The 19,499-nt window shown below is 50.1% G+C and carries 20 protein-coding genes; 6 read left to right on the forward strand and 14 right to left on the reverse strand.

Going from position 1 to position 19,499, the window contains the following annotated elements:
• Together ACTS3T_RS13825 and ACTS3T_RS13830 are read right to left on the reverse strand one after the other, a co-directional pair.
• Nucleotides 1-383, reverse strand: a 383-nt coding sequence (locus ACTS3T_RS13825; RefSeq protein ID WP_462935221.1) for a hypothetical protein, incomplete at its 3' end; no start/stop codon positions are given.
• Between the two features lie 238 nt (nt 384-621).
• Nucleotides 622-846, reverse strand: a complete 225-nt coding sequence (locus tag ACTS3T_RS13830) for a hypothetical protein (protein WP_377960410.1) — start codon at nt 844-846, stop codon at nt 622-624.
• 932 nt (nt 847-1,778) lie between these two features.
• Here ACTS3T_RS13830 and ACTS3T_RS13835 point away from each other — a divergent pair.
• A complete protein-coding gene (locus ACTS3T_RS13835) occupies nt 1,779-2,216 on the forward strand; it encodes a hypothetical protein (protein ID WP_377960412.1) in 438 nt (145 codons plus the stop codon).
• On the opposite strand, the gene ACTS3T_RS13840 is transcribed toward ACTS3T_RS13835, so the two are convergent.
• Together ACTS3T_RS13840 and ACTS3T_RS13845 are read right to left on the reverse strand one after the other, a co-directional pair.
• Nucleotides 2,193-3,206, reverse strand: a complete 1,014-nt coding sequence (locus tag ACTS3T_RS13840; RefSeq protein WP_377960414.1) for a hypothetical protein — start codon at nt 3,204-3,206, stop codon at nt 2,193-2,195. The genes ACTS3T_RS13835 and ACTS3T_RS13840 overlap by 24 nt on opposite strands.
• Nucleotides 3,206-3,517 carry a hypothetical protein gene (locus tag ACTS3T_RS13845; RefSeq protein ID WP_377960416.1) on the reverse strand — a complete coding sequence of 104 codons (312 nt, stop codon included), beginning with the start codon at nt 3,515-3,517 and terminating at the stop codon, nt 3,206-3,208. Before ACTS3T_RS13845 ends, ACTS3T_RS13840 begins: the two co-directional genes overlap by 1 nt.
• A gap of 216 nt (nt 3,518-3,733) precedes the next feature.
• Here ACTS3T_RS13845 and ACTS3T_RS13850 point away from each other — a divergent pair, with 216 nt between their 5' ends.
• A complete protein-coding gene (locus ACTS3T_RS13850) occupies nt 3,734-4,270 on the forward strand; it encodes a tyrosine-type recombinase/integrase (protein WP_377960418.1) in 537 nt (178 codons plus the stop codon).
• Nucleotides 4,271-4,534: 264 nt separating this feature from the next.
• Here the strand turns inward: ACTS3T_RS13850 and ACTS3T_RS13855 are convergent, their stop codons facing one another.
• Nucleotides 4,535-4,825 carry a response regulator gene (locus ACTS3T_RS13855; RefSeq protein WP_377960420.1) on the reverse strand — a complete coding sequence of 97 codons (291 nt, stop codon included), beginning with the start codon at nt 4,823-4,825 and terminating at the stop codon, nt 4,535-4,537.
• Between the two features lie 692 nt (nt 4,826-5,517).
• Between ACTS3T_RS13855 and ACTS3T_RS13860 the strand changes: the two genes are divergently transcribed.
• The gene (locus ACTS3T_RS13860) at nt 5,518-6,021 is read left to right on the forward strand and encodes a hypothetical protein (RefSeq protein WP_377960422.1); all 504 of its coding nucleotides are present in this window, start codon (nt 5,518-5,520) and stop codon (nt 6,019-6,021) included.
• A gap of 70 nt (nt 6,022-6,091) precedes the next feature.
• Here ACTS3T_RS13860 and ACTS3T_RS13865 read toward each other — a convergent pair whose 3' ends face one another.
• From ACTS3T_RS13865 to ACTS3T_RS13880, 4 genes are all read right to left on the reverse strand, one after another.
• Nucleotides 6,092-8,296 (reverse strand): phosphoketolase family protein, encoded by a 2,205-nt coding sequence (locus tag ACTS3T_RS13865; RefSeq protein WP_462935222.1) that lies wholly within the window; start codon nt 8,294-8,296, stop codon nt 6,092-6,094.
• 151 nt (nt 8,297-8,447) lie between these two features.
• Entirely contained in the window at nt 8,448-9,005 is a 558-nt protein-coding gene (locus tag ACTS3T_RS13870) for a GAF domain-containing protein (RefSeq protein WP_377960425.1), read from the reverse strand.
• Nucleotides 9,006-9,007: 2 nt separating this feature from the next.
• Nucleotides 9,008-9,733 carry a DUF3891 family protein gene (locus tag ACTS3T_RS13875; protein WP_377960426.1) on the reverse strand — a complete coding sequence of 242 codons (726 nt, stop codon included), beginning with the start codon at nt 9,731-9,733 and terminating at the stop codon, nt 9,008-9,010.
• Nucleotides 9,734-9,767: 34 nt separating this feature from the next.
• Nucleotides 9,768-10,196, reverse strand: coding sequence for a DoxX family protein (locus tag ACTS3T_RS13880; RefSeq protein WP_377960427.1), 429 nt, complete (start codon nt 10,194-10,196; stop codon nt 9,768-9,770).
• 559 nt (nt 10,197-10,755) lie between these two features.
• On the opposite strand from ACTS3T_RS13880, the gene ACTS3T_RS13885 reads away from it, so the two are divergent.
• Entirely contained in the window at nt 10,756-11,523 is a 768-nt protein-coding gene (locus ACTS3T_RS13885; protein WP_377960428.1) for a hypothetical protein, read from the forward strand.
• A 325-nt stretch (nt 11,524-11,848) separates the two neighbouring features.
• On the opposite strand, the gene ACTS3T_RS13890 is transcribed toward ACTS3T_RS13885, so the two are convergent.
• The 5 genes from ACTS3T_RS13890 to ACTS3T_RS13910 form a co-directional block, all read right to left on the reverse strand.
• On the reverse strand, nt 11,849-12,430 hold the full coding sequence (locus ACTS3T_RS13890) for a rhomboid family intramembrane serine protease (protein ID WP_377960430.1): 582 nt from the start codon (nt 12,428-12,430) through the stop codon (nt 11,849-11,851).
• A 224-nt stretch (nt 12,431-12,654) separates the two neighbouring features.
• Nucleotides 12,655-13,383 (reverse strand): PEP-CTERM sorting domain-containing protein, encoded by a 729-nt coding sequence (locus ACTS3T_RS13895; protein WP_377960432.1) that lies wholly within the window; start codon nt 13,381-13,383, stop codon nt 12,655-12,657.
• 644 nt (nt 13,384-14,027) lie between these two features.
• Nucleotides 14,028-15,089, reverse strand: a complete 1,062-nt coding sequence (locus ACTS3T_RS13900) for a PstS family phosphate ABC transporter substrate-binding protein (RefSeq protein WP_377960434.1) — start codon at nt 15,087-15,089, stop codon at nt 14,028-14,030.
• A gap of 32 nt (nt 15,090-15,121) precedes the next feature.
• Nucleotides 15,122-16,555 (reverse strand): protein kinase domain-containing protein, encoded by a 1,434-nt coding sequence (locus ACTS3T_RS13905; RefSeq protein WP_377960436.1) that lies wholly within the window; start codon nt 16,553-16,555, stop codon nt 15,122-15,124.
• A gap of 26 nt (nt 16,556-16,581) precedes the next feature.
• Nucleotides 16,582-17,646: a LysR family transcriptional regulator gene (locus tag ACTS3T_RS13910; RefSeq protein WP_377960438.1), complete on the reverse strand. Its 1,065-nt coding sequence runs from the start codon at nt 17,644-17,646 to the stop codon at nt 16,582-16,584.
• 213 nt (nt 17,647-17,859) lie between these two features.
• On the opposite strand from ACTS3T_RS13910, the gene ACTS3T_RS13915 reads away from it, so the two are divergent.
• A complete protein-coding gene (locus ACTS3T_RS13915) occupies nt 17,860-18,822 on the forward strand; it encodes a hypothetical protein (protein ID WP_377960440.1) in 963 nt (320 codons plus the stop codon).
• Nucleotides 18,823-18,991: 169 nt separating this feature from the next.
• Nucleotides 18,992-19,477 carry a 2Fe-2S iron-sulfur cluster-binding protein gene (locus ACTS3T_RS13920; protein WP_377960442.1) on the forward strand — a complete coding sequence of 162 codons (486 nt, stop codon included), beginning with the start codon at nt 18,992-18,994 and terminating at the stop codon, nt 19,475-19,477.
• The last annotated feature ends 22 nt before the right edge of the window (nt 19,478-19,499 follow it).

Consider the following 19,499-nt stretch of genomic DNA (forward strand, 5'->3'; position numbering starts at 1 on the left):
TTCGACTTGGTGAGGCGATCGCAGCTTCTGAGAATGCGCTCAGCTTCATTGATGTCATCGGCCACCAGCGCCGGGGCTGCTCTGAAAAGTTCTGTTAACCCCTCTTTCAGGAAGTGAGTTAGCGTTTCTTGGGGTTGCTGGCCCCGCTGCTGAGCCAGTTCGTGAACGGCTAGCTTGAGCGCTTCTAGGATGGCGATCGGCTGACAAGGGTCTGAGAATTCGTGGTTTGGGGGTAGGGTCATAATCATGGCCTGGGTGGTCGCGTCCAGGCGATCGCAGAATTCCTGCTTGGTCAATTCCCCGTCAGCACTGAGCAGGTTAAGTAGGTCTATAAGTTCTCGCATGGCTGTGAGTCGCCATGCTTGGAAGGCTTCAGGATACATAGATGGTTATTGGGTAAAAGGGCATAATTGGTTATCGCTTCACGGCTGAAGTGGTGATAGTGAAGGGCTGCAGGGACTAGCTGCAGCCCTATTTTGTTGGTGATGATAGTGAAAGGTTCTGCGGTGGTAGCGTGGCAGCTCATCAGATGAGCCGGGGTTAGCTTGTACGTTATTTTTTTACGTACAGGGGAGAGGCCAGCCACGGGGCATCTATCCCTAGCCCTTTGCCCTTAGTTCCTCAGGCGATCGCTGAGGTGAAAGGATTCTCGATTTCTAAATCCTTTAGGTTGCTCACTTCAAAGCAGGGGCGTAAATGGGGAGTTTGATGAAAGACCAAACTCAGATAGTTAAAGGCCATCTGCCTGCTTTGGAAACGGGCAACGATCGCCCGGTGAGTGCAGTTTGGTAAGTCGCGAACGACACACCAGGGCAGCTCTAGTTCGACAACGGTTTTTTTAGTCACGGCTGATTTAAAGACCTCCTTTGAGTAAGAAGGCGATCGCCCCTTCCACAGGGAACTAAGACGCAGTAGGGCGATCGCGGTTTTCGCCTAGTTGTGGAAGCAGTAGGAGTTGAACCCACAAGGGCTAAAAGCTCTCTCGCCTGACGCTTCCAAGAAAGCCCGCCTAGGACGGGCTATCTACTGATTAGCTTTGAAGCACTAAAAAACCCTGTGGGCGATCGCCTGCAGGGTTAATTTGTTGTTTTGAATAGCGAAGGCCGAGTCTATGAGCCAAAAGTTGAGGGCGATCGCCCTGAATCATCGGGCAATGTCATCAGTCAGGAATAGGCACTGATAATGCTCCCACCCTGGCGACAACGTCCAGGTGCTTTGAAATGGTCGGCCTAGTCCGAAGAAATCCCCCCTTGCCTCATAGATGCCCGGTTGTAGGGTGATGGTTTGGGGGTTTCCTTTTTCACACTTTTCAGGCCGCGTAGTTTCATAGCTACAGTCTTTGCAGGGGGGCAAAGATATCGTTTCAGCGCCGTTGCTTCCCCTCAATACAAGCTGCAGCGACTCTGGTGAGGCGTTCACTACAGTGACTAACGCTTCCTGGCCACCCAGGGCACGATATGGCTCAGGCGGGGGAAAGTTAATCAGATTTTCCTCACTGACCGGGCCTCTAACCCCCAGCACTGGCAATATTGCCAGAAAGCCTAGACCACCCAACACCCACCAAGCAACTTTAGATGTTGGCCGAACTGAGAGGTGACTACTTGAAGGGGGTCTAGTGACAACTCTTCTAGACTTCTTGTGCTTGAGGTTAACTATGGGGGGCGTTACACCAGCAGCTCGTCTACTGCGCTGGCGTCTCCGCTCAAACTCGCGATCGCGACGATTTTTCATGACGGCTAAACGGCTGATAGTGAGTCTGCTTAGAGAATTCCCACAAGATGATGAACTCCACAGGTAGAGCTTGGGGACTGCCCCCACAGGTTGCTGACAAGTTGATAGCCATCGAAAGCACTTCCGACAGCGCGAGGAATCAAGGGTTTGAGGCGAGTAAGCGACCAGGTGAAGGGGGCGATCGCCCTGCAGCTGTAGACGATTCCGAAAGCACTTCCGACAGCGCGAGAAATCAAGGGTTTGAGGTGCCTGACGTTCACGAAATAGAGCGTTCAATCATTCGTGTTACAGAGTTCTATGAAAGAGCTTCCGACAGCGCGAGAAATGGGGGAGGCTGGCATGTGGTGGAGCCTTACCCTTCACATGGGCTAACCTACTATCGCTACCGATGGGGTAAAAAACATGCGATTTTGGGTTGCCTGCATGTCCCAGGTGGCAACCAGCAAAACCCGGTAGTGCAATCACGGGCGATCGCCTTGAGGTGACGAGAAAGGTGCTTTCCCTGGCCCTATATTAGGAAGGTTTGTGGGGGGAAATAAATCTGGCACCCCGTCAGCAGCAGAAGCCGGACTTAAGCGATCGGGAAACTCCGGGGGGTCTGGAATAGCTTCTAGTGGGGTGAATTGAGTTTGATCGATTGTGTGGCCAGACTCAACATAGATATCGCTGGTAGTCCAGCGCTGCAGCACAATCTCTTCACCCTGCCGAGTGTAGTAAAGCTCTCGCGTTCTGGGTCTGGAGTTGTTGCAGCGATCGTATTGGTCAAATCGCCATCCGACCTCTGAAACTGGGCCACGAACCGTAAAGGTACGAGTGGCACCGGGGTAATCGTTGTAGGTGCCGTTGTTGATGCCAGTACAGGATGAGCCGATCGCCGTACTGAACTCAATGAACAGCTCATACTCGATATCCGCTTCAGCACCAGCTACGGCGGCTGGTTGATTCCCTAGCGTTTGATCGGGGGGCGTATTGGTGGCTGCGTTCTGACCACGCTTACGATTGATGTAATCGCTCAATCCGCCGCCGCCAGGGTACTGCACACCTAAAGCAGGCCGGACAACCGATTCCCCAACGGCAAAGCCCGCCGCTGCTGCAGCTCCAACAGCAGCGGCGGTTCCTAATGCCCCTAAGCTACCAGCTCCAGTGGCCGCAGCAGCGCCGGATGTGGCAGCACCACCAACGGCAGAGGGGGCGGCTTTCGGTAAAGTTCTAGCGGCTCTCCCTAGCCTTGATGCCCTAGTCGGTCTGAGCCTATTGCGCCCTGAAGAACTAAAGCTCCTAGATTGGCGGGCACGACGCTGACTAGCAAGCGCCTGAGCGCTAGGGCCAGCTTTGACATCGAGGGGAGGCCGAGACAGGTCTAATCGGCCTCTCAGCTTTGGGTCAGCATAGGGAAGAGAGTTAGATTGATTGAGGGAACTGGTGGGAGACGGTTTCAGTTGAAGTGGCTGTCTCCAAGCCTCCACCCCCGGCATTAGCTCTTGTAGCTGTTGGGCAGCAAGGCATCGCCTAGCGGTTCAGCAAACTCCCAAAGCTTTTTGGTGCTGTCTGACTGATAGCTAGGGTTTAGCTCGATCGAGGTGCGACTGATGAGCCTCACTGACTTATCTGCAGCGGTAACGATGCTGGCGTCGGTCAACGGCGCTAGCCCAGAGTCAATGTCCCCCGTGGTTTCCTTGTAGGTCTGCCCTCTAAAAAGGTTCTCAAGGGCTAAGCCTGACCACGCATGAAGCTGCTCTAGCGTGGTGATGGTATCAGGAATGTCGGGTTTGGTGATTGCGACCATGACTTGTTAATTTCAAATAGCTTTAATAATTTGAAATTAGCCACTTAGAAAGCAATCGTAAATATCGCACTTTTATGTAGAACTGGGAACTTTAAGTAATAGCTCTGACGCTTTACTGGTAGGGGTTTGGGCTATTATTTCTATTGTTGCGAGGCTAGAAAGTTCCTGGTTTTAATCGTTTTTTTGGTAAAACTGAGAAGCTTTTTAGGTGAAAAATTGCCCAAAAATAATCGGCATGGTCAAGCGGCGGTGTTGAGCGATCAGCAGCTCGATCGCGTTCGTAAGCAGCTAAAGAGCAGACATCACCGACTGATCTTTGACATTGCCCGCTTCACTGGTGAGAGAGCAGGGGCGATCGTCCAGCTCCAGACTAGGGACTGCTATCACGACAATAGACAGCCGCGCGACACTATCACCTTTAGGGCACAGACCCGAAAAGCCAGACCAGGAGGCAGGCGAGAAACGAGAGAGGTACCCGTCAGCGATCGCTTGCACGAGAAACTATCTGCCTACTCCCCACCAGCCCACTCACTCTATTTATTTCCGGGTGAGGTCGGTCACATCAGCTTTAGCGCTTTTGATAAAGCTCTCAGGCGGGCGATCGCTAAAGCCAAAATGGAACACCTAGGGGCTAGCACTCACAGCTTTAGGCGATCGGCGGCTACTAAGATCGGCCAGGTCTTCGATACCAAACTTTACAAGAGTTTATGGGGTGGAAAGATCCTAGAAATGCCCTTCGCTACCAAGAGGTAGACGAGCATCGGGTTAGACGAGCCGCTGAGGTTCTCTAGAATTTTCCACCAACACAATTTTCGTCAGTGTACTTTGACAAAAAATGCATCAGGTTCTTTTGCGGCTAAAAATCGTATCTGAGCCGTTTAAGGTCAGCAAAGTCAGAAAAACATGACTCAAATTGTCTGAAAGTTTATAAAATTGCCCGCAATTGAGAAATATTGATGAAATATCCAAGCTGATGTGAGTTGCGATTTTTGGCTGCCTAACAAGCCAAAGTTGTTTTTAGCTATAGCTTTGCTTTGCCCAGGCTGACTGGACTAGCGAAGCCAGCACATCTCCACTTAGCGGCTTGACTAAAAAACCATCTAAGCCCGGATTGTCTTCTCGGTGCAGCCAGCTCGGATCACTAGAGTCAGTTAGCGCCACGATGGTGACGTCAGCCTGACTTTTTGCTTTCCGTCGGAGTTCGTCAATCAATGGCTGCGACCAGGTTTGGCGGTTACCGCCCAGAATAATCAGGTAGGGAACGGATTGATCAACTTGAGCGATCGCCTGATCAACGGTATCTGCCACACAGACAGAGCACCTGAGATGCTCTAGTGTTGTTTGAACCAACTGCAAATCTTCACATGGTTGTTCTAAGAGAAGAATGTATCCTTGGGTGCGGTTCATTTTGAGTCCAATTCATTAAACACAGCAGCAAAACCCTATCTATCTTGAGTTGACCAGAAATTCTTTAAATTTGTTTTCAATCTCAGCCTTGACTTAAATGTTTCCAAAAGGGGAAAGAGAGAGCTGCGCTTTTGTCGGTGAGCGGGTAAAACTCAGCTTTAAAGGTGTATTTCGCTGAGCTTTAGGTCAACGGGTAATGCTGCATCAATCGCACAGGGCTGTTATCCCATTCTTGAATAAATTTAAGCTCGGTAAAATCAAGTAAACTTTCTTGAAATTTTTCTCCGATGGCGACAGTTAAACCCGTTTTCCTTTGTATGACAAGGGGTGTAGCTCGCGATCGCGTGAAAAAGATCGATTTCTTCCGAAAGGAAGAAATTCATGAAACTTCTTCACAGATGACTCAGCTAAAAGTGTCTACTAGCTTGTTGTGGAGCTTTTTAATAGCTGGATTGAGCCAAATACATGTTTAAATCTGAAGATTTTAGTTCTAAAGATTTAAGATGTTGAGCTACTTAAGCAAGGCTTACTATGACTATTCTTAGTTCTTTTAAAATCAAATGATTAAAAACCATCGATTTCTTTTATCTTTTATGGGGCTGACGATATCGTCTCTGTTGCTGAGCTGCGATCGCTTGGCTGAAGACTTTTCAGTTACAACCGATCGCTACGAAGCCAGAGCAATTACCACTTATACCTGGCAAGTGAGCTATCAAGGACAGGCCGATATTCCTCAAGCCCTACGCCAAGAAAACTTTGAATCGACCTCGCTGGTCAACCGTAACGGCATTGAGCCAGAAGCGGCTGTCTCTGGCCCAGATGACCAAGGACTGTGGTGGCCAGAGTTGCCGCCGCGGCCCACTGTCGATGTTTTAGAAGCGAGTCAGCGGCAGGGAGAACAGCGCTCTGATGCTGAACTGCTAAAGTCTGTCCACTATGAAATTGCCTTTGAGGCGGCAGCAGACTCTCAGCAGACGCTACCTACGAACTACGCTGTCTATCGGCAAGCGGTCAAAGCGATCGCGGCTGATCAAGCCTTGGTACTCACCCTTGGCCCAAATCAAGCCTCAGTGATTAAAGCCGAACCCACCCCATAAAAAAGGACGCCACTAGTGGCGTCCGCTCTCTTATCCGATCCGATATTAATAAGGCTTAGTGAAGGGCTGTCTAGCCCAGCAATTCTTGCGATCGCCGGACAAAATTTTCAGCCGTCAAACCGTTTAGCGCCATCACGTCGGCGGCACTAGCAGCTGTTTCGCCTCGTTTCCAGGCAAACACATCTCTAGGCGACGTGCTACGGAGCATCACAGGTTCTAGCATTGCACTTGACCCGCCAGTAATTCCTAGCAGCGCATCTCCACCAAAAAGCTGGTTAAATTCGGCGTCGCTTAAAAATTGACCATCCGCCTCCGAGCAGGTATCCCAAGCGGTGTCGCTAGGGCGATACAGGCGACGGGGGTTGATAATAGCCACAATTCGCGCGCCCAACCCCTGTTGGGCTAGATGGGCTGCGGCTTCATAAACGGGTAGCAAAGTCATATCGCCAATGACGGCAAAGACAACGGTTTTGTCACCTTCCCAGCTTTGCAGGGTAATGGCTCCTTGTTGTAGGGCTTGGCGGGTTTGGCTAAGGGTTGTGCGTATGGGCAACGGTGACTTGCTAGCCGTGATGGTAATGCCTTTGTTGCGAGTTGCGATCGCCCATTCGTAGCAGACTTGAATGCTATTGGCATCTACCGGAAACAGCGGAAACACGTTGCCATTGCGCATCATTGCCGCAAAGTAGTTTTCAATTTCCGGGCGCTGATGCGTCCAGCCGTTGCGTCCTTGTTCTAAAGCACCCGCTGTAAAAAGCGTTACGGTTGCGGGGGTTGGGCGGCGCAGTTCTGCCATTGCCTGCGTTACGGTTTGCCAAATGGGCAAGCCATTGATAGCAAACGACTCATAGGAACACCAGAGCGTTCTCGCTCCAAACAGAGCCAAACCCGCTGCCAGCCCAGAACAAGCATCTTCGCTGAGGGGTTCATAAACTTGTCCCTGGGGGCCTTGATAGTAGGTGTCATCCACGGTGGGATGAACGATTTTGAGCGCCTGGTTAATATTGTTGATGCCAGAAGCAGCGTTGCCATCGGCGTTGGTAACCACAAAGTTGGGATCTTGCTGTCCCACGTAAGCAGCCAAAGTTCCCATAGCGGTAGTTGCTACCTGCTTTTCACCGAGGCTAAATTCTGTCAGCGGTAAGTCACCCAACTCAGGCAGCGGCAGTTCTTTTTCGGTAACGGCGGTTTGGGCAGCAGGGCCGCCGCCAGAGCGGGCAAAGTTGGTTCGTACCAGATGCCATGCTTCGGCGGGTAAAGCCCGTTCTTCTAGCGCTGCGACAATGTAGTCTTTTTCGAGGGTGTCGCCAGCGTAGAGGTTGTGGGCTTGAGCGCCGCGTTTGTGTACCCCCGCGCCTTTGAGTTGTTTGATGATTAAAACGGTGAGGGTACCCGATAGCGCCGATTGAGCAGCGCGATCGACCGCCGCCAAAACGGCTTGGGTAAATGCTAAGCGCTGCTGTAGCGAAAAAGCCGTGCTATCTACATAATCACCCGATTGATTAGCATCGTCGTAGTCTTTGGCATCTACTAGGATGACTTGCTCAAAGCCATTGCCGCGCCAGTAAGCCAGCATGTGTTCGTTGGTTTGGGTAGACACCATGCTGTGATGTTCTTGCGAAAAGCCATTCCAAACCAGAATAGGCAGAAAATTGGTGACTTTAGGGTAGGCGGTATGAAAGTGGCCAAAACTACTCATAACATAGGGTTCACCTAGCCCACCGTCACCAATGGTTACCGGAAACAAAACCCCCGGATGCAGCTTAGCTCCGGCCATGGCAAAGTGCTGCCCCTGCCCCAACGGCCCCGCTGGACTCAGCAACCCTGGAATTTGACCAGAAAGATGCCCTAGCAAACCGTGGGTTTCTCGAAAGCGCTCTCCGAGTTGCTGAACGGTTTCGATGCCCATAGCTTCTAGGGAGCGATCTAGAAAGACCGTACTGTAAAAACCAGGGGCGTGGTGGCCCACTTCAGTGACAATGTTTTTGTAGCCCAGCATGATCAGCGCAGCAATGCCTTCAGCTACGCTGGCAAAGCCGCCGGGGTGCCCAGAGGCTTTAGTGGCCGTGGTTTGTAAAGTCAGGTAGCGCAGAGCATCGGCGGCTAGCAGGGTTTGATAAACGGCAGCGGCATCAGTGGGGCTAGCAATAGCGGTTTGATTCTCTGCGATCGCAGGTGTTTTACCGTAGATTTCAAAATCGGGCCAGAGGTCACCAAAATAGCGAATTCCCTGGCAAAAAGCCGGCAGGGTTGGTGTTGTGCTTGCTGCTGTCATGCTTGAGGTACCCAACTTCATCAAGAGTGCAATATTCAGTTGTAGATAAACGCTTAAGTAAAGCGTCTACTTAATAATTGCTTAACACTCTCATACTACAGGGGAATGCTAGACAGCCAGCATTCCCAACATAGAAAATTGTCTGCAGATGCTATTGGGAAGCGGAAGTAGCCGCCGGACAGTGGGTTTTGACGTATTTGACAGCCAGCGGCGTAATTTTTTGTACCGTGTGGATAATGACAGATTTGTCTAGTTCTTGCCAGGGGCGAGGGCGGGTAAAGTTACAGGGCTGTAAAATTCCCCAAAGCTGACCGTGAGACCATAAGTGGGCATGTACTAGCGAGCGATGGCCAAAGTTTTGCCGTTCAAATTCTAAATTGACCACAGCCGCATTGGCGGTTTCGACATCTTCAATAAAAATTGAATGCTCTCCTCGCAAAGCGGCGGCAAACAGCGGATCTTGCTGCTCTAGTTGGGTGGGGTCTTCCGGCTTCCAGTGGGTATCGGTGAGGTCGGCAAAGGCATCGCTACGCCGCCAGCAAAAGGGTACCTGCCCTAGGCGGCTTTCAGGGTGGCGCAGATATAAAAAGCAGCGATCGCAGGCCAAAAGCTTGCCTAAAGTTGGCAGGAGTTCCGTAAAAAGTTCGGCGGGGTCGCGCTGAGGTGAGAGTAACGCTTCGAGTTCGGGCGGATAAGCAGGGTTTTCCATAGCTACTGGGCAAACTTCCAGATTAAAGTTTTGACAGGTGCGGTCTGCAATTGTTCAATGAATTCTTGATTGTTTTTGAAAGCCATCTGATTGAGATAGGTGGCATCAATATGAACGGTAAATTCCTTTAGCTTAAACGGCCACGGATCAACGCTGACGGTGGTGTCTTCTCGTTGCGAAACGGTATATCCCCGCTCATCAGGGCCAGGGGTAATTTCCAGCGATCGCTGGGCATCGGGCAACTGACGCTGACACAAAATCAGCGATAGGCGATCGCACCAGCGCATCAACGCATAAGCTCGCTCTGCTTCAGTAGGCTTAATATCCATTGATTTAAGCCACTGCTGCTGGCGTTTTTCTAATTCATCTAAAAAGCGAGCGAGTTCTTTTGAATCTTGGCGGCGGCCTTCGTTTAAATAACTAACGTGCATAGCCGTCAGCAAGGCCACCCAGCGGCTCCGATAGCAGGCGTTGTCAACATGCTCACGCAAATCGTCTACACAAAGCTGGCCGTCGAGGGTAAAGTCTAACGGCGCACCCGCTTCGCTGAGATGGTCGCCTTCCCATTCCCGCTCTAGGTCATCATGGTGGGAAATAGCAGAGACAATATCGACAATGTAAGAGATCTCTGCTTGCGACTCCCAGTATCCGGCCAGTTGCGAGGCCAGTAAAGCATGGGCTCGGTGGTAGATTACCTCCCAGCCCGTATTCACCAAATTTACAATCATAGCTGTGTTGTCGGGCTTATTAGAGAACGCTGGCTCAGGTTGAAGACTTGGGCACAATCGAGGCTTGAATGTCGGTATCGCTAGGGCGGGTATACCAGTAAGCCCAGGCAATTAAGACAAACTGAAACGGTAGCCGAATGGCATGAAACCAGTTACCGTCGGGAACACCCGCCAAGTGAATATGATTAACTGCCATGTTGATATTGGCCGGATACACTGCGATAAAAAGAGCGATCATGCCCCAGGCAGCCAACTGACTCAGCGCCGGTACCAGCAGCGCCAAACCCAAGCCAATTTCAATAACGCCGCTGATGTAAACCAGTGCCAGCGGGTAAGGCAAAGCGGCAGGAACGATTTTGACAAAGGGTTCAGAGGCCAAAAAATGCAGCGCTCCGGCAACCACAATACAGACCGCCAAAACAACGCGCAAAATTTCGCGATTGCGCTTCCAAGAAAGAGTCATTGAGAAAACTAATTATTTGAGTAAATGCCAAAAGAAATTGAAATTTGATCTCGCGATCGCTTCAAAAATTTTTGAGCAGTTTCAGCATAGAGCCGAATACTTGATAAGGCGTCTTTCCAAAGTCTAGGATTCTCCGAGCAACAAGTCAGTAAAAATCAATAGTTAGATAGAGGCTAAAATCAATAAATCTCTTTACGCTCTATCAAGGTCAACTAAATAAACTCTAGTTTTTCTGATTTTTACTGATAGCGGTTAGCTATTAAAGTTGAAGCACTTAAATGGCTGAAAGTCTTTGACAAATAACCTCTTATTCTACCTTCAGCCTTTAGCGGTAAGTAGCGCTAAGCCAACCTTGCAGATGTTTTGGCAATACGAATTGTAATATCAAGCCATCAGCGATCCTGCTGTCTCTTTTTGCCTTTTTATAAGCAAATTCTAAAGAGATTCGGCCATCCAATTGCCAATAACTAAAGCTTAACAGCGCTTCTTGCCTATTTTCTGCCAACTTATTAGCTGATCAGCCGTTAGAAGTTTTATCTTTATTTCCTTAGTTTTAGTGATGATGAAAGTGAATTCATTCGTCTTTTCAGCCTTAATTTTAGCCGCACTCCTGTTACCTGCTTGTGCGGGCAATAACGTAGCAGAAAACACCGCCGCCGATGACGACACAACCCTCGAAGAAGTCGCTGAGTCAGGGGAAACTTTGACGGGTGAGTCTGTGGTGATTAGAGGCCAGTTTGAGGCAAAAGTTAGCGATGCCCTGTTTTTGGTGCAGGATGAAAACTTCTTAGAAGGTGAAGCTGTTTTGGTGCTGAACTCAGCTGACTCTGGCTTTACGGTTCCAGAAGACGAAGCAACTGCAATTTGGGTTACGGGTGAAGTGCGGCAGTTTACAGCAGCCGAGATGAGGGATTATGAAGCGGAAATTGACCCCGCCGTCTATGCAGATTACGAAAATCGCCCCGTTATCATTGCTGAAACGCTGATGCTGGCACCTAGCCCAGAAGAAATTGCCGAAAATCCAGAGGTTTTCTATGGTCAACCGATCGTAGTTTACGGCGAAGTAGAATCTGTGATCGATGCTGGGGTATTTACCCTAGAAGAAGCTGAATTGTTTGATGCCACTCGTCTGCTGGTTGTTGGCCAATTTCCTGATCCAGTAGAAGCCGGAGAGCGAATCGCCATTAGAGGTCAACTACAGCCTTTTGTCGCGGCTACTTTTGCAGAAGAGTATGATTTGACGTTTGATCCGGCTGTGCAGTCAGAGTTGGAAGCTGAGTTTGCTGAAGCTCCCGTTTTGCTGGCTGAAGAGATTACCAACAACTAAACCCAAGCCGGGATTGCTAATAGCGTCTTTCATTTTTTCATCTAAAAAATGAGACTTTGAATTTGGCTTTTTAGCGATTGAAAATTTGCAGCGCAGGCGCTTCTATAGCCAAAGCTAGAAAGCCAGGGGCGGAAGCAACGCTTTTCTGTCAGCAGCTTTTAGCCATCGAAGTGTCTCAACGCGGGTGGCTACAGTTATACCCCTCTTTTATCAGGCTAGGAAAAATCGACAAACTTACGGCGTCTTGGCCTACAAGCAATCCCAGGTCTGACCTCAGTTTGATAGAAGAGGGATATTGAGAGGGTGAACAAGCACCAGCAGCCTGTTAGCGCTTGGACTGGGCTAGCAGTCGGGCGGCTAAAATACCCCCTAAAAAACCAAACAAATGGCCTTCCCAAGATATACCAGGTTGATTGGGTAAAACACCCCATACCAAACTGCCATAAAGCATAAATGCCAACAGCGATAAGGCAATACTGACGACACTGCGCTCGAAATAACCTCGCAGCAGCAGAAAGCCAAAGTAGCCAAAGATTAAGCCACTAGCTCCAATATGAACCGAGTTTGGGGCACCCGTCAGCCAGGTGCCCAAGCCGCTAACAACGCCAGCGATCGCCGTTACCCATAAAAAATCGCTGGTTTCTCGCAGCATAACGAACCATCCTAAAGTCAAAAGCGGGATGGTGTTAGCCAGCAAATGCTCTAGATTGCCATGGAGAAAAGGGGCAAATAAAATTCCGCGCAGGCCAATAAAGCTACGTGGCCAAATTCCATAGTTGTCTAGGTAGCCACGCAGCAAGGCTTCATCGACAATCTCCGTAATCCACATCAAAGCCACGAAACCACCCAGGATAAACACCTGGAGTTTTATCTCTTGAGCAATAGTGCGGCTGTTATCCTGGCGCATGGCAGTAAGCGTGCAGTACTTTTTCTCTATCTATAGCTTGTCAAGCCAGTAATGGCGACATCTAAACTTATTTTTTCTTGAAAAAGTTGTTTGAGCATTGAAAAAGGATCCAGCCTCAACGAGATTGGATCCTAAAGCCCTCAACGGGCAATATTCACTTCTGGGGGGCAATCGAAATAAAATCAAACAAAAAATTGGTGGGGGGGAATCCACTTAAGCGATCGCTAGCGATCGCGACGACGCAGAAGGCTACCAGCACCAACCACCAGACCCAACCCCAACAGCGCAGTTGGCTCAGGGACGGCAACGGCCGTGAGGGCAAAGTCAGAGTCCTTATGGCCACTGAACTTAGCGTTGTCAACGGGCGTTAGTTCAAAGAAGGAGATCTTGGTATCGCCGAAAGGATTCAGAATACGCCAAGATGCTCCACCCCCAAAGGTTGGGGCAGATAGATTCTGCACAGAACCAGAAGCTAGGCTCCAGATCGCATCGAAGCTGCTACCGTTGCCGACGACAGAGAGCGTTCCCTCAATAATGCCATCAGCCGTAATTTTAGCAACTTCGTTGATGCCATCAAAACGGCCACCATTTGCCTTGCTTAAATAAAGGAAGCTGAGGTCGATGTAATCGACGACACCTTCAGCAAAACTAACCTTCAACACATCACCGACGTCAATCTCTCCTTCAGACGGATCGCTAGATCCTTTACCGCTCGTACCGTCTTCAGAAATACCGATACCTGTCACACCTGCAAATGACTTTTGCGTCATTAAGTAGTCGCTTGGTTGCTCAACGCTCAGCGTAAAACCATTGACTGTGCAAGTGCTGGTGCCAGGGCAGCCTGCACCGACTGCATCGGTTGCCGTGAAGCTGGCTGCTTGGGCGGGCAGCGCAATTGCCCCAGCCAGCACACTGACCGCAGAGGCCATTAGATAATTGCGATTGAAACTCATGATTGCTCCCTTAAGTGTTATCCAGATAGAAATCTAGCAAAATTACCCAGAATATGTGCAGACGACCCCTAGGCGTTTTCATTTAACTTATCCGAGAAAATCGAGATCTGCTAAGCGAGATGGCTGAACTTCACAGAACCTTAATTTTACTGCGCTGGTTGGATGAAAGCAGGAGAGTTAGCCGCTTTTTTTCTCAGTAAAAACACGCAACTGATTTTGTTTGTTTGCCTATGTTTCCAGACTTACAACCGCAGTTGCACTCAACACAGCTCCCAAAGCCCAGAAATCCATCGTCCGATATAAATGCCGAAGTTCCTAAATTTGGCGATCGCACTAATTTTGCAATCTGTAAAACTCCATAAGCGTACTACAAGTCAGCAGGTGGTCAACTCAGGGAAAATTCGTATCTCCTTTTCCGAATAAATACCAGTAACTTGCCTTGCGTTGCGTAGCCACAAGAAAACCCGCTTGTATAGCTACGGCTAAAGGCAGAAAGCTGGAGGCAAAATCAAAGCTTTTCTGTCAGCGGCTTGCAGCCGTTTAGCTATCTCAACGCTAGTGACTTCAGCTACACAGGGTTGAGAGAGCTATACAAACGGGTTTTTGGGGTTAACGTGACAAACGGGTGCGGCTGGCGCTTAGCCTTAGCGTATTTGCACAAATCCTGCCTGATTGAGTAGCGTCTGCCCTTGATTACTCAACAAAAGCTGGGCGTAGGCTTCTCCGGCTTGCTGGTCGCTTTGGCCGTCTTGCTTAATGACCACAAACAGGCGGCGGGTTATCGGATAAGTGCCATCGCGAAAAGCAGCCACATTGGGTTGGTTGCGCTGGGCTGGGCAGTTTTCTAAAGGAATGTAGGGTTCTGTATAAGGGGCCACCAGTTCGTTGGCGGTGGTGCCAATGGGTAGAGGGCGGACGGTACATTGACCAATGACTTCTGGGGCTGAGGCATAGTAGATCGACCCTGGGGTGCTAGATACTGCTCGCAGCGCTGCGGTGGTGTTATCAACAAACTGAACCGGGGCACCTAAATCTGCACCGCCTAAAAGGGTTTCGATAAAAAACTCGACCGTGCCGCCTTCTGCCGTTCGCGAATAAGGCACAATGGGCAGATTGGGGCCACCGACTTGTTGCCAGTTCACCACCTGCCCGGTGTAAATACTTCTTAGCTGATCTAGGGTAAGGCCAGGTAATGGCAAATCAGGATGCACCGCGATCGCCAAACCTTCAATAGCGACCGGAATCTCCTGCAGACTGAAACCCCGCTGTTGGGCTTGCTGATATTCTTCAGATTTGAGCGGTCGAGAAGACTGAGCAAACGAAAGCTGGTTATTTAGCAGCATCTCAATGCCCACGCCCGAACTAGGCGGTCTGCCAACGGGGTTGACGTAGCGTAGCTCAAAGCTAGGCCAAACCGTTTGAACAAGTGGATCAACAGCCGTGCGTACAGGTGCCCAAGTCGTGCTGCCGCCGTAGCTGAACAATCCTTGAGGAACGCCACTAACGTTGGCAAAGCTGTCTGTCGGGGAGGGTAAGGAAGGGGACGTCGCAGAAGGGGAAGACGAAGGGGTGTCTGTCGGCTGATTCAACAATCCCCCCAAGCCTAGCGTCCCGCTACGGCTCAGCCACCAAAGCCCACCCCCTACCAGCCCCACTGTGACCAAGAGCGCCGCAATTAAAGCAGGTGTTTCGTTCTTTGCCGCCATATCTTTTGTTTAGTTGAGACGAGTTGAGCAGACTAGAAAAACCGAGAAATGATTTGATAAATCAGTCGAAACAAGATGGCGATCGCAACTGCAATCAACGCTGCTATTAAAGCAATGATTAAAACGTTTTGCCAGGAAAGTAACTGTCCAGGATAAAGACGCAGCATCAGCACCAGCCCCAAGCTGATCACCGCAATAATTGCCAGATCAACCCGTTCAATGATGCGTCGCCACTGAAGAAACGTCAGCGCTGCCATAAACAGCAGCCAGCTCCCCCCCCCAACCAGTGTCACCCCCAAAAAACTAACCAGGGCGATCGCAACCAAGCTACCTTCAAAGCCTGTAAACGCTGCCCCTCCCAAAACTTCTAGCAGCGAAAATTGAGGTCGAGGGGCAGGCGGGGCAGGCGGTGGCGGAGCCGGGGGGGGAGAACTAGACGCAGCGGCAGACGGTGGCTGAAGGGCGGTAGAAGCGGGAGGGGGTGACGGCGTAGTCGGCGGCGACGGCGGTGCGGCAGGTGGTTTGAGCGCCTGCAACACCTCTTGAGCAGAAGCAAAACGCTGGTGAGGGGCGCTTTGCAGCATACGATTGAGCACCGCCGCCAAACGAGGACTCACCTGTACACTTTTTTCCCAGTTCCAGGTGTTGCGATAAGAGTCAAAGAGATCGCCCGCAGGTTTACCCGTCAGCAGCGTTAAGCAAGTGACGGCTAGGGCGTACAAATCGGTAGAAGGGTAAACCGCTCCACCAGACATTTGCTCGGGGGGGGCAAACCCCATTGAATAAATGCCTGTAGACTTAGCTGGACTGCTGCCTTGTGCCTGAGTCACTTGCTTAACAGCGCCAAAATCTAGCAGATAAAGTTTGCCATTACGATGCCGCATAATATTAGACGGCTTGATGTCTCGGTGAATCGTCTGGTTTTCGTGGACGAAAGCGAGAACTTTGAGAATGGAATTTAAAATTTCTAAGATGGCCGCTTCAGAAAGCGGCCCGCGTTGCTCTAGTTCGTGTTCTAGGTCTTGGCCGTCGATGAATTCTTGAACCAGATAGAAAAATTCTTCTGGTTGCGAGGTGCCTAACCCTGGAACTACCAGCGGAAAAAAAGCATATAAATCAGGAATTTGCGGGTGGCGATCGCCTAACGCCTCTAGTACCTGAGCTTCTCGTTCAAACAGGTCTTGGGCAATTTGCAATTGATCCGGATTGAGATTGCCAGAGGGTTGAAACTGCTTTACCACACATTGCCGCATGGTTGGCGTATAGCGATCGCAGGCCAGATAAGCCGTACCAAAGCCACCTTTACCTAACAGCTTGATGGGCAAGTAACGACTGCTGAGAATTAAAGGCATGCCGCAGGTAACGCAGAACTTTTGCTGTACCGTCTTCAATACAGCAGAACTATCAAGGTCAGCAAAAGCGTTAATCGGTTTAGGACAGCTTGGGCGCGTGCAGTGCAGCTCCATGAGGATTTCTTCGTCTACGAAGATTTTTAGCTAGAGGAGGGGTGAGCGTTCGCTTGAGACAAGCTAGGGTTCACCGCCGTGGCGGCGGCCTCAGCCGAACCCGTTGCCGACTTGGCTGAAGCCTTGGAGCCATCAGACTTGGGCTTACTGTTTTTAGTAAAGTCTAAAACGCGATTGGTAAACTGCGGCAAAATCTCTTTTGTAAAAGCTTCAGCAGCCTTAGAACGGTATCGGTTGGGATTAAAAATAGCAGATAAGGTGCGATTCACCACAACTGAGTCGATTTTGGTTCGATGCAGCACGCCCATTTGCAGCTCTTTTTCAATTGCAGAGATAGAGACAAAGGCAACACCTAAGCCGGATTGAACCGCGTTTTTAATTGCCTCAATCGAATTTAGCTCCATTTCAATTTTCAGCCGTCGCGTCTCAATCCCGGAACGAGTCAACACCTGATCAATCACTTTGCGAATCGTAGATTGCGAATCGAGGGCAATAAACTTCAGCTTATACAGGTCTTCTCGCTGAATCACCTCTTGGCTAGATAAAGGATGAAAGACTGGCATAATCAGCGCAAGTTCATCCTCAGCATAGGGAATAATTTCAAGGACGTCTTGCAACTCAGGCAAAACTTCCCCGCCAATAATCGCTAAGTCAACCTGGCCATTCGCAACACTCCAAGAGGTGCGACGGGTCGAGTGCACATGTAGTTGAACAGCCACATCTGGATAGCGCTGGCGGAACAAGCCAATCATCCGAGGCAGCAGGTAAGTCCCTGTTGTCTGGCTGGCTCCCACAATTAACGTTCCTCCCTGCAAACTTTGCAGGTCTTCAATGGCACGACAAGTTTCTTGGCAAAGGCTTAAAATGCGATCGCCATAACTCAAGAGCAAGTGTCCTGCTTCCGTTAGCTGCGCTCGCCGTCCCCCTCGATCAAACAAAGGAACGTCTAGCTGCCGTTCCAGGTTTTGAACTTGCAGACTGACGGCTGGTTGAGACACATACAAGCTGTCTGCAGCCCGCTTGAAACTCCCCTCAGCCGCAATGGCTTTGAGAATGCGGAGTTGATCTAGGGTAAAGGGAAGGTCAGACATGATTGCTTAACCTGAAGTTAGAAAAAGTTTGAAAGCTGAATGGATACACAACGTGTAGCGATATGAGTAGACTTTGATAAACATGAACGGGCGAGGAATGCGGCTGAACACCTATGGGAAATTGCAGAAGGCTCAAGCGCTTGCCCTGCAATCCCTAGATTACTTGTTATTCGGACTTGCCGAAACAAGCCGAGAGCAAAACCTAAAGATTTTATGAAACGCCAGGTTATTCAGGACTTTCTGAATTTACCAGGAATCGCGGGTGTTGCCCTAATGGATGGGCGATCGCGGCCATATTTTTGTGGTGTCGATCAAAACTTAAATTTTCAGCAGCGAGAAGCCCTCGCTCAAGGCATTCAGCAGGTAGTTGAAACCACCCCTGCTGATTTAGAATCTTTTGCGTTTCAGTTTGCTAGCTGTCAGGTTTACATTTACAAGCTCAGTCAGGGGCTAATCCTGATGGTGCTAACTCGCGAAAGATTGGCTGCTCGGCCCTATTATGCTGCCATTGCTGAACTCAAAGCTTCGCTGCAACAAGACTTGAGTAACGCAGTTGCCACTTTTAAGCTGTTTGCTGGGGCTGCCCACCTCAGCCCAACAGACAACTCAGAGACTTCGGTAGCAGCCAAGCCCTCACCGCCGCTGCCACCGATCGCTCAGGCAGCCACAGGGTCTGAGCCTAGATCCGCTTCCACTCAGGCCGAGCCTCCACCTGTGCCCACTGCTAGCGCTCAGTCGGCAGCGGCTGTTGAAAAGCCACCGCTTGCGGCTGAAGCAGTCGAACCTACCGCTGTGGCTAAAAAGCCAGCCCTCCCCAGATCAGCCGCCCCGACCCAGGCAGAACTGCTGACGGCGCTCAACCAACTAAGTGAGTTTAGCGCTCGCTATTTGGGCAAGATTGTAGTAGCCAATGCCCTTAGATCGTCTCGACCTCAAGACATTGACTGGCTGCAACTGTTTGAAATTGATCGCAAGGGAGCTATCACGCTCAAAATCGATAAAAATCTTAACAGCCGCCTTAGTCAAGAGCAGTCTATTTGGGTACAGCGATGGGCGTCAGCCTTCGCAGAAAAATGTACCAAAATCATTCGCAATTATCCTCAACTGCTCGAAGAAGAGACGTTTGACCCTAAGTGTTATTGGCTGCTGTTCAAGTCTGCTTCTCAGCCTGAATAGCACGAACTTTCTACCCCCCAAAGCAGAGGCTAGCGCTCGATCTGAGCGAAGGCGCTAGCGCCTATTGATCCATTAGCTTCTCTAACGGGTAGCTTTTCGACTCAAGCTAAAATTCATTTTCGAGTTCTTGGCTAAAAACCCTTTCCTTTAGACGTTCTTTTGCTTGTTCATGGCTAAAATTGTTCGGCTAGAACCCATTGCCCAAGAAAGCAGCGTTCAGACTAATAGCAACCTGCTTTCTGTTTTACTCAACAAAGACCTCGATGTCCTTAAAGAATGCGGCGGACGAGGGATGTGTGCGACCTGCCACATATATGTGCAGCAGGGGATGGAAGCACTAACGCCGATCAACCGTCGAGAGCAACGAACCCTCGAAATTATTACCTCCTGTCGGCAGAATTCGCGTTTAGCCTGCCAAGCTCGCGTTCAAGCAGAGGGGGTAGTGGTGGAACTGCCGCCCGGTATGTACGTCAACTCTCTACAAGATATTGAAGATTTAATCGGACGGCGGGCTGATCAAGACTTGCTTCACCCCATTACAGGCGAAACCCTGGTTGAGGCTGGTAAGCTGATTACACGCTCCACCTTGAGGCAGCTAGAAGATACGAGTAGCTTTAAAGTGGGTGAATACTTTCGGCAAACGACTGATTATTAACGCGCTGGCAAAAATTTTTGAG

The organism is Almyronema sp. (genome assembly GCF_052168255.1).
Lineage (GTDB): Bacteria > Cyanobacteriota > Cyanobacteriia > Phormidesmidales > Phormidesmidaceae > Sphaerothrix > Sphaerothrix epifaneia.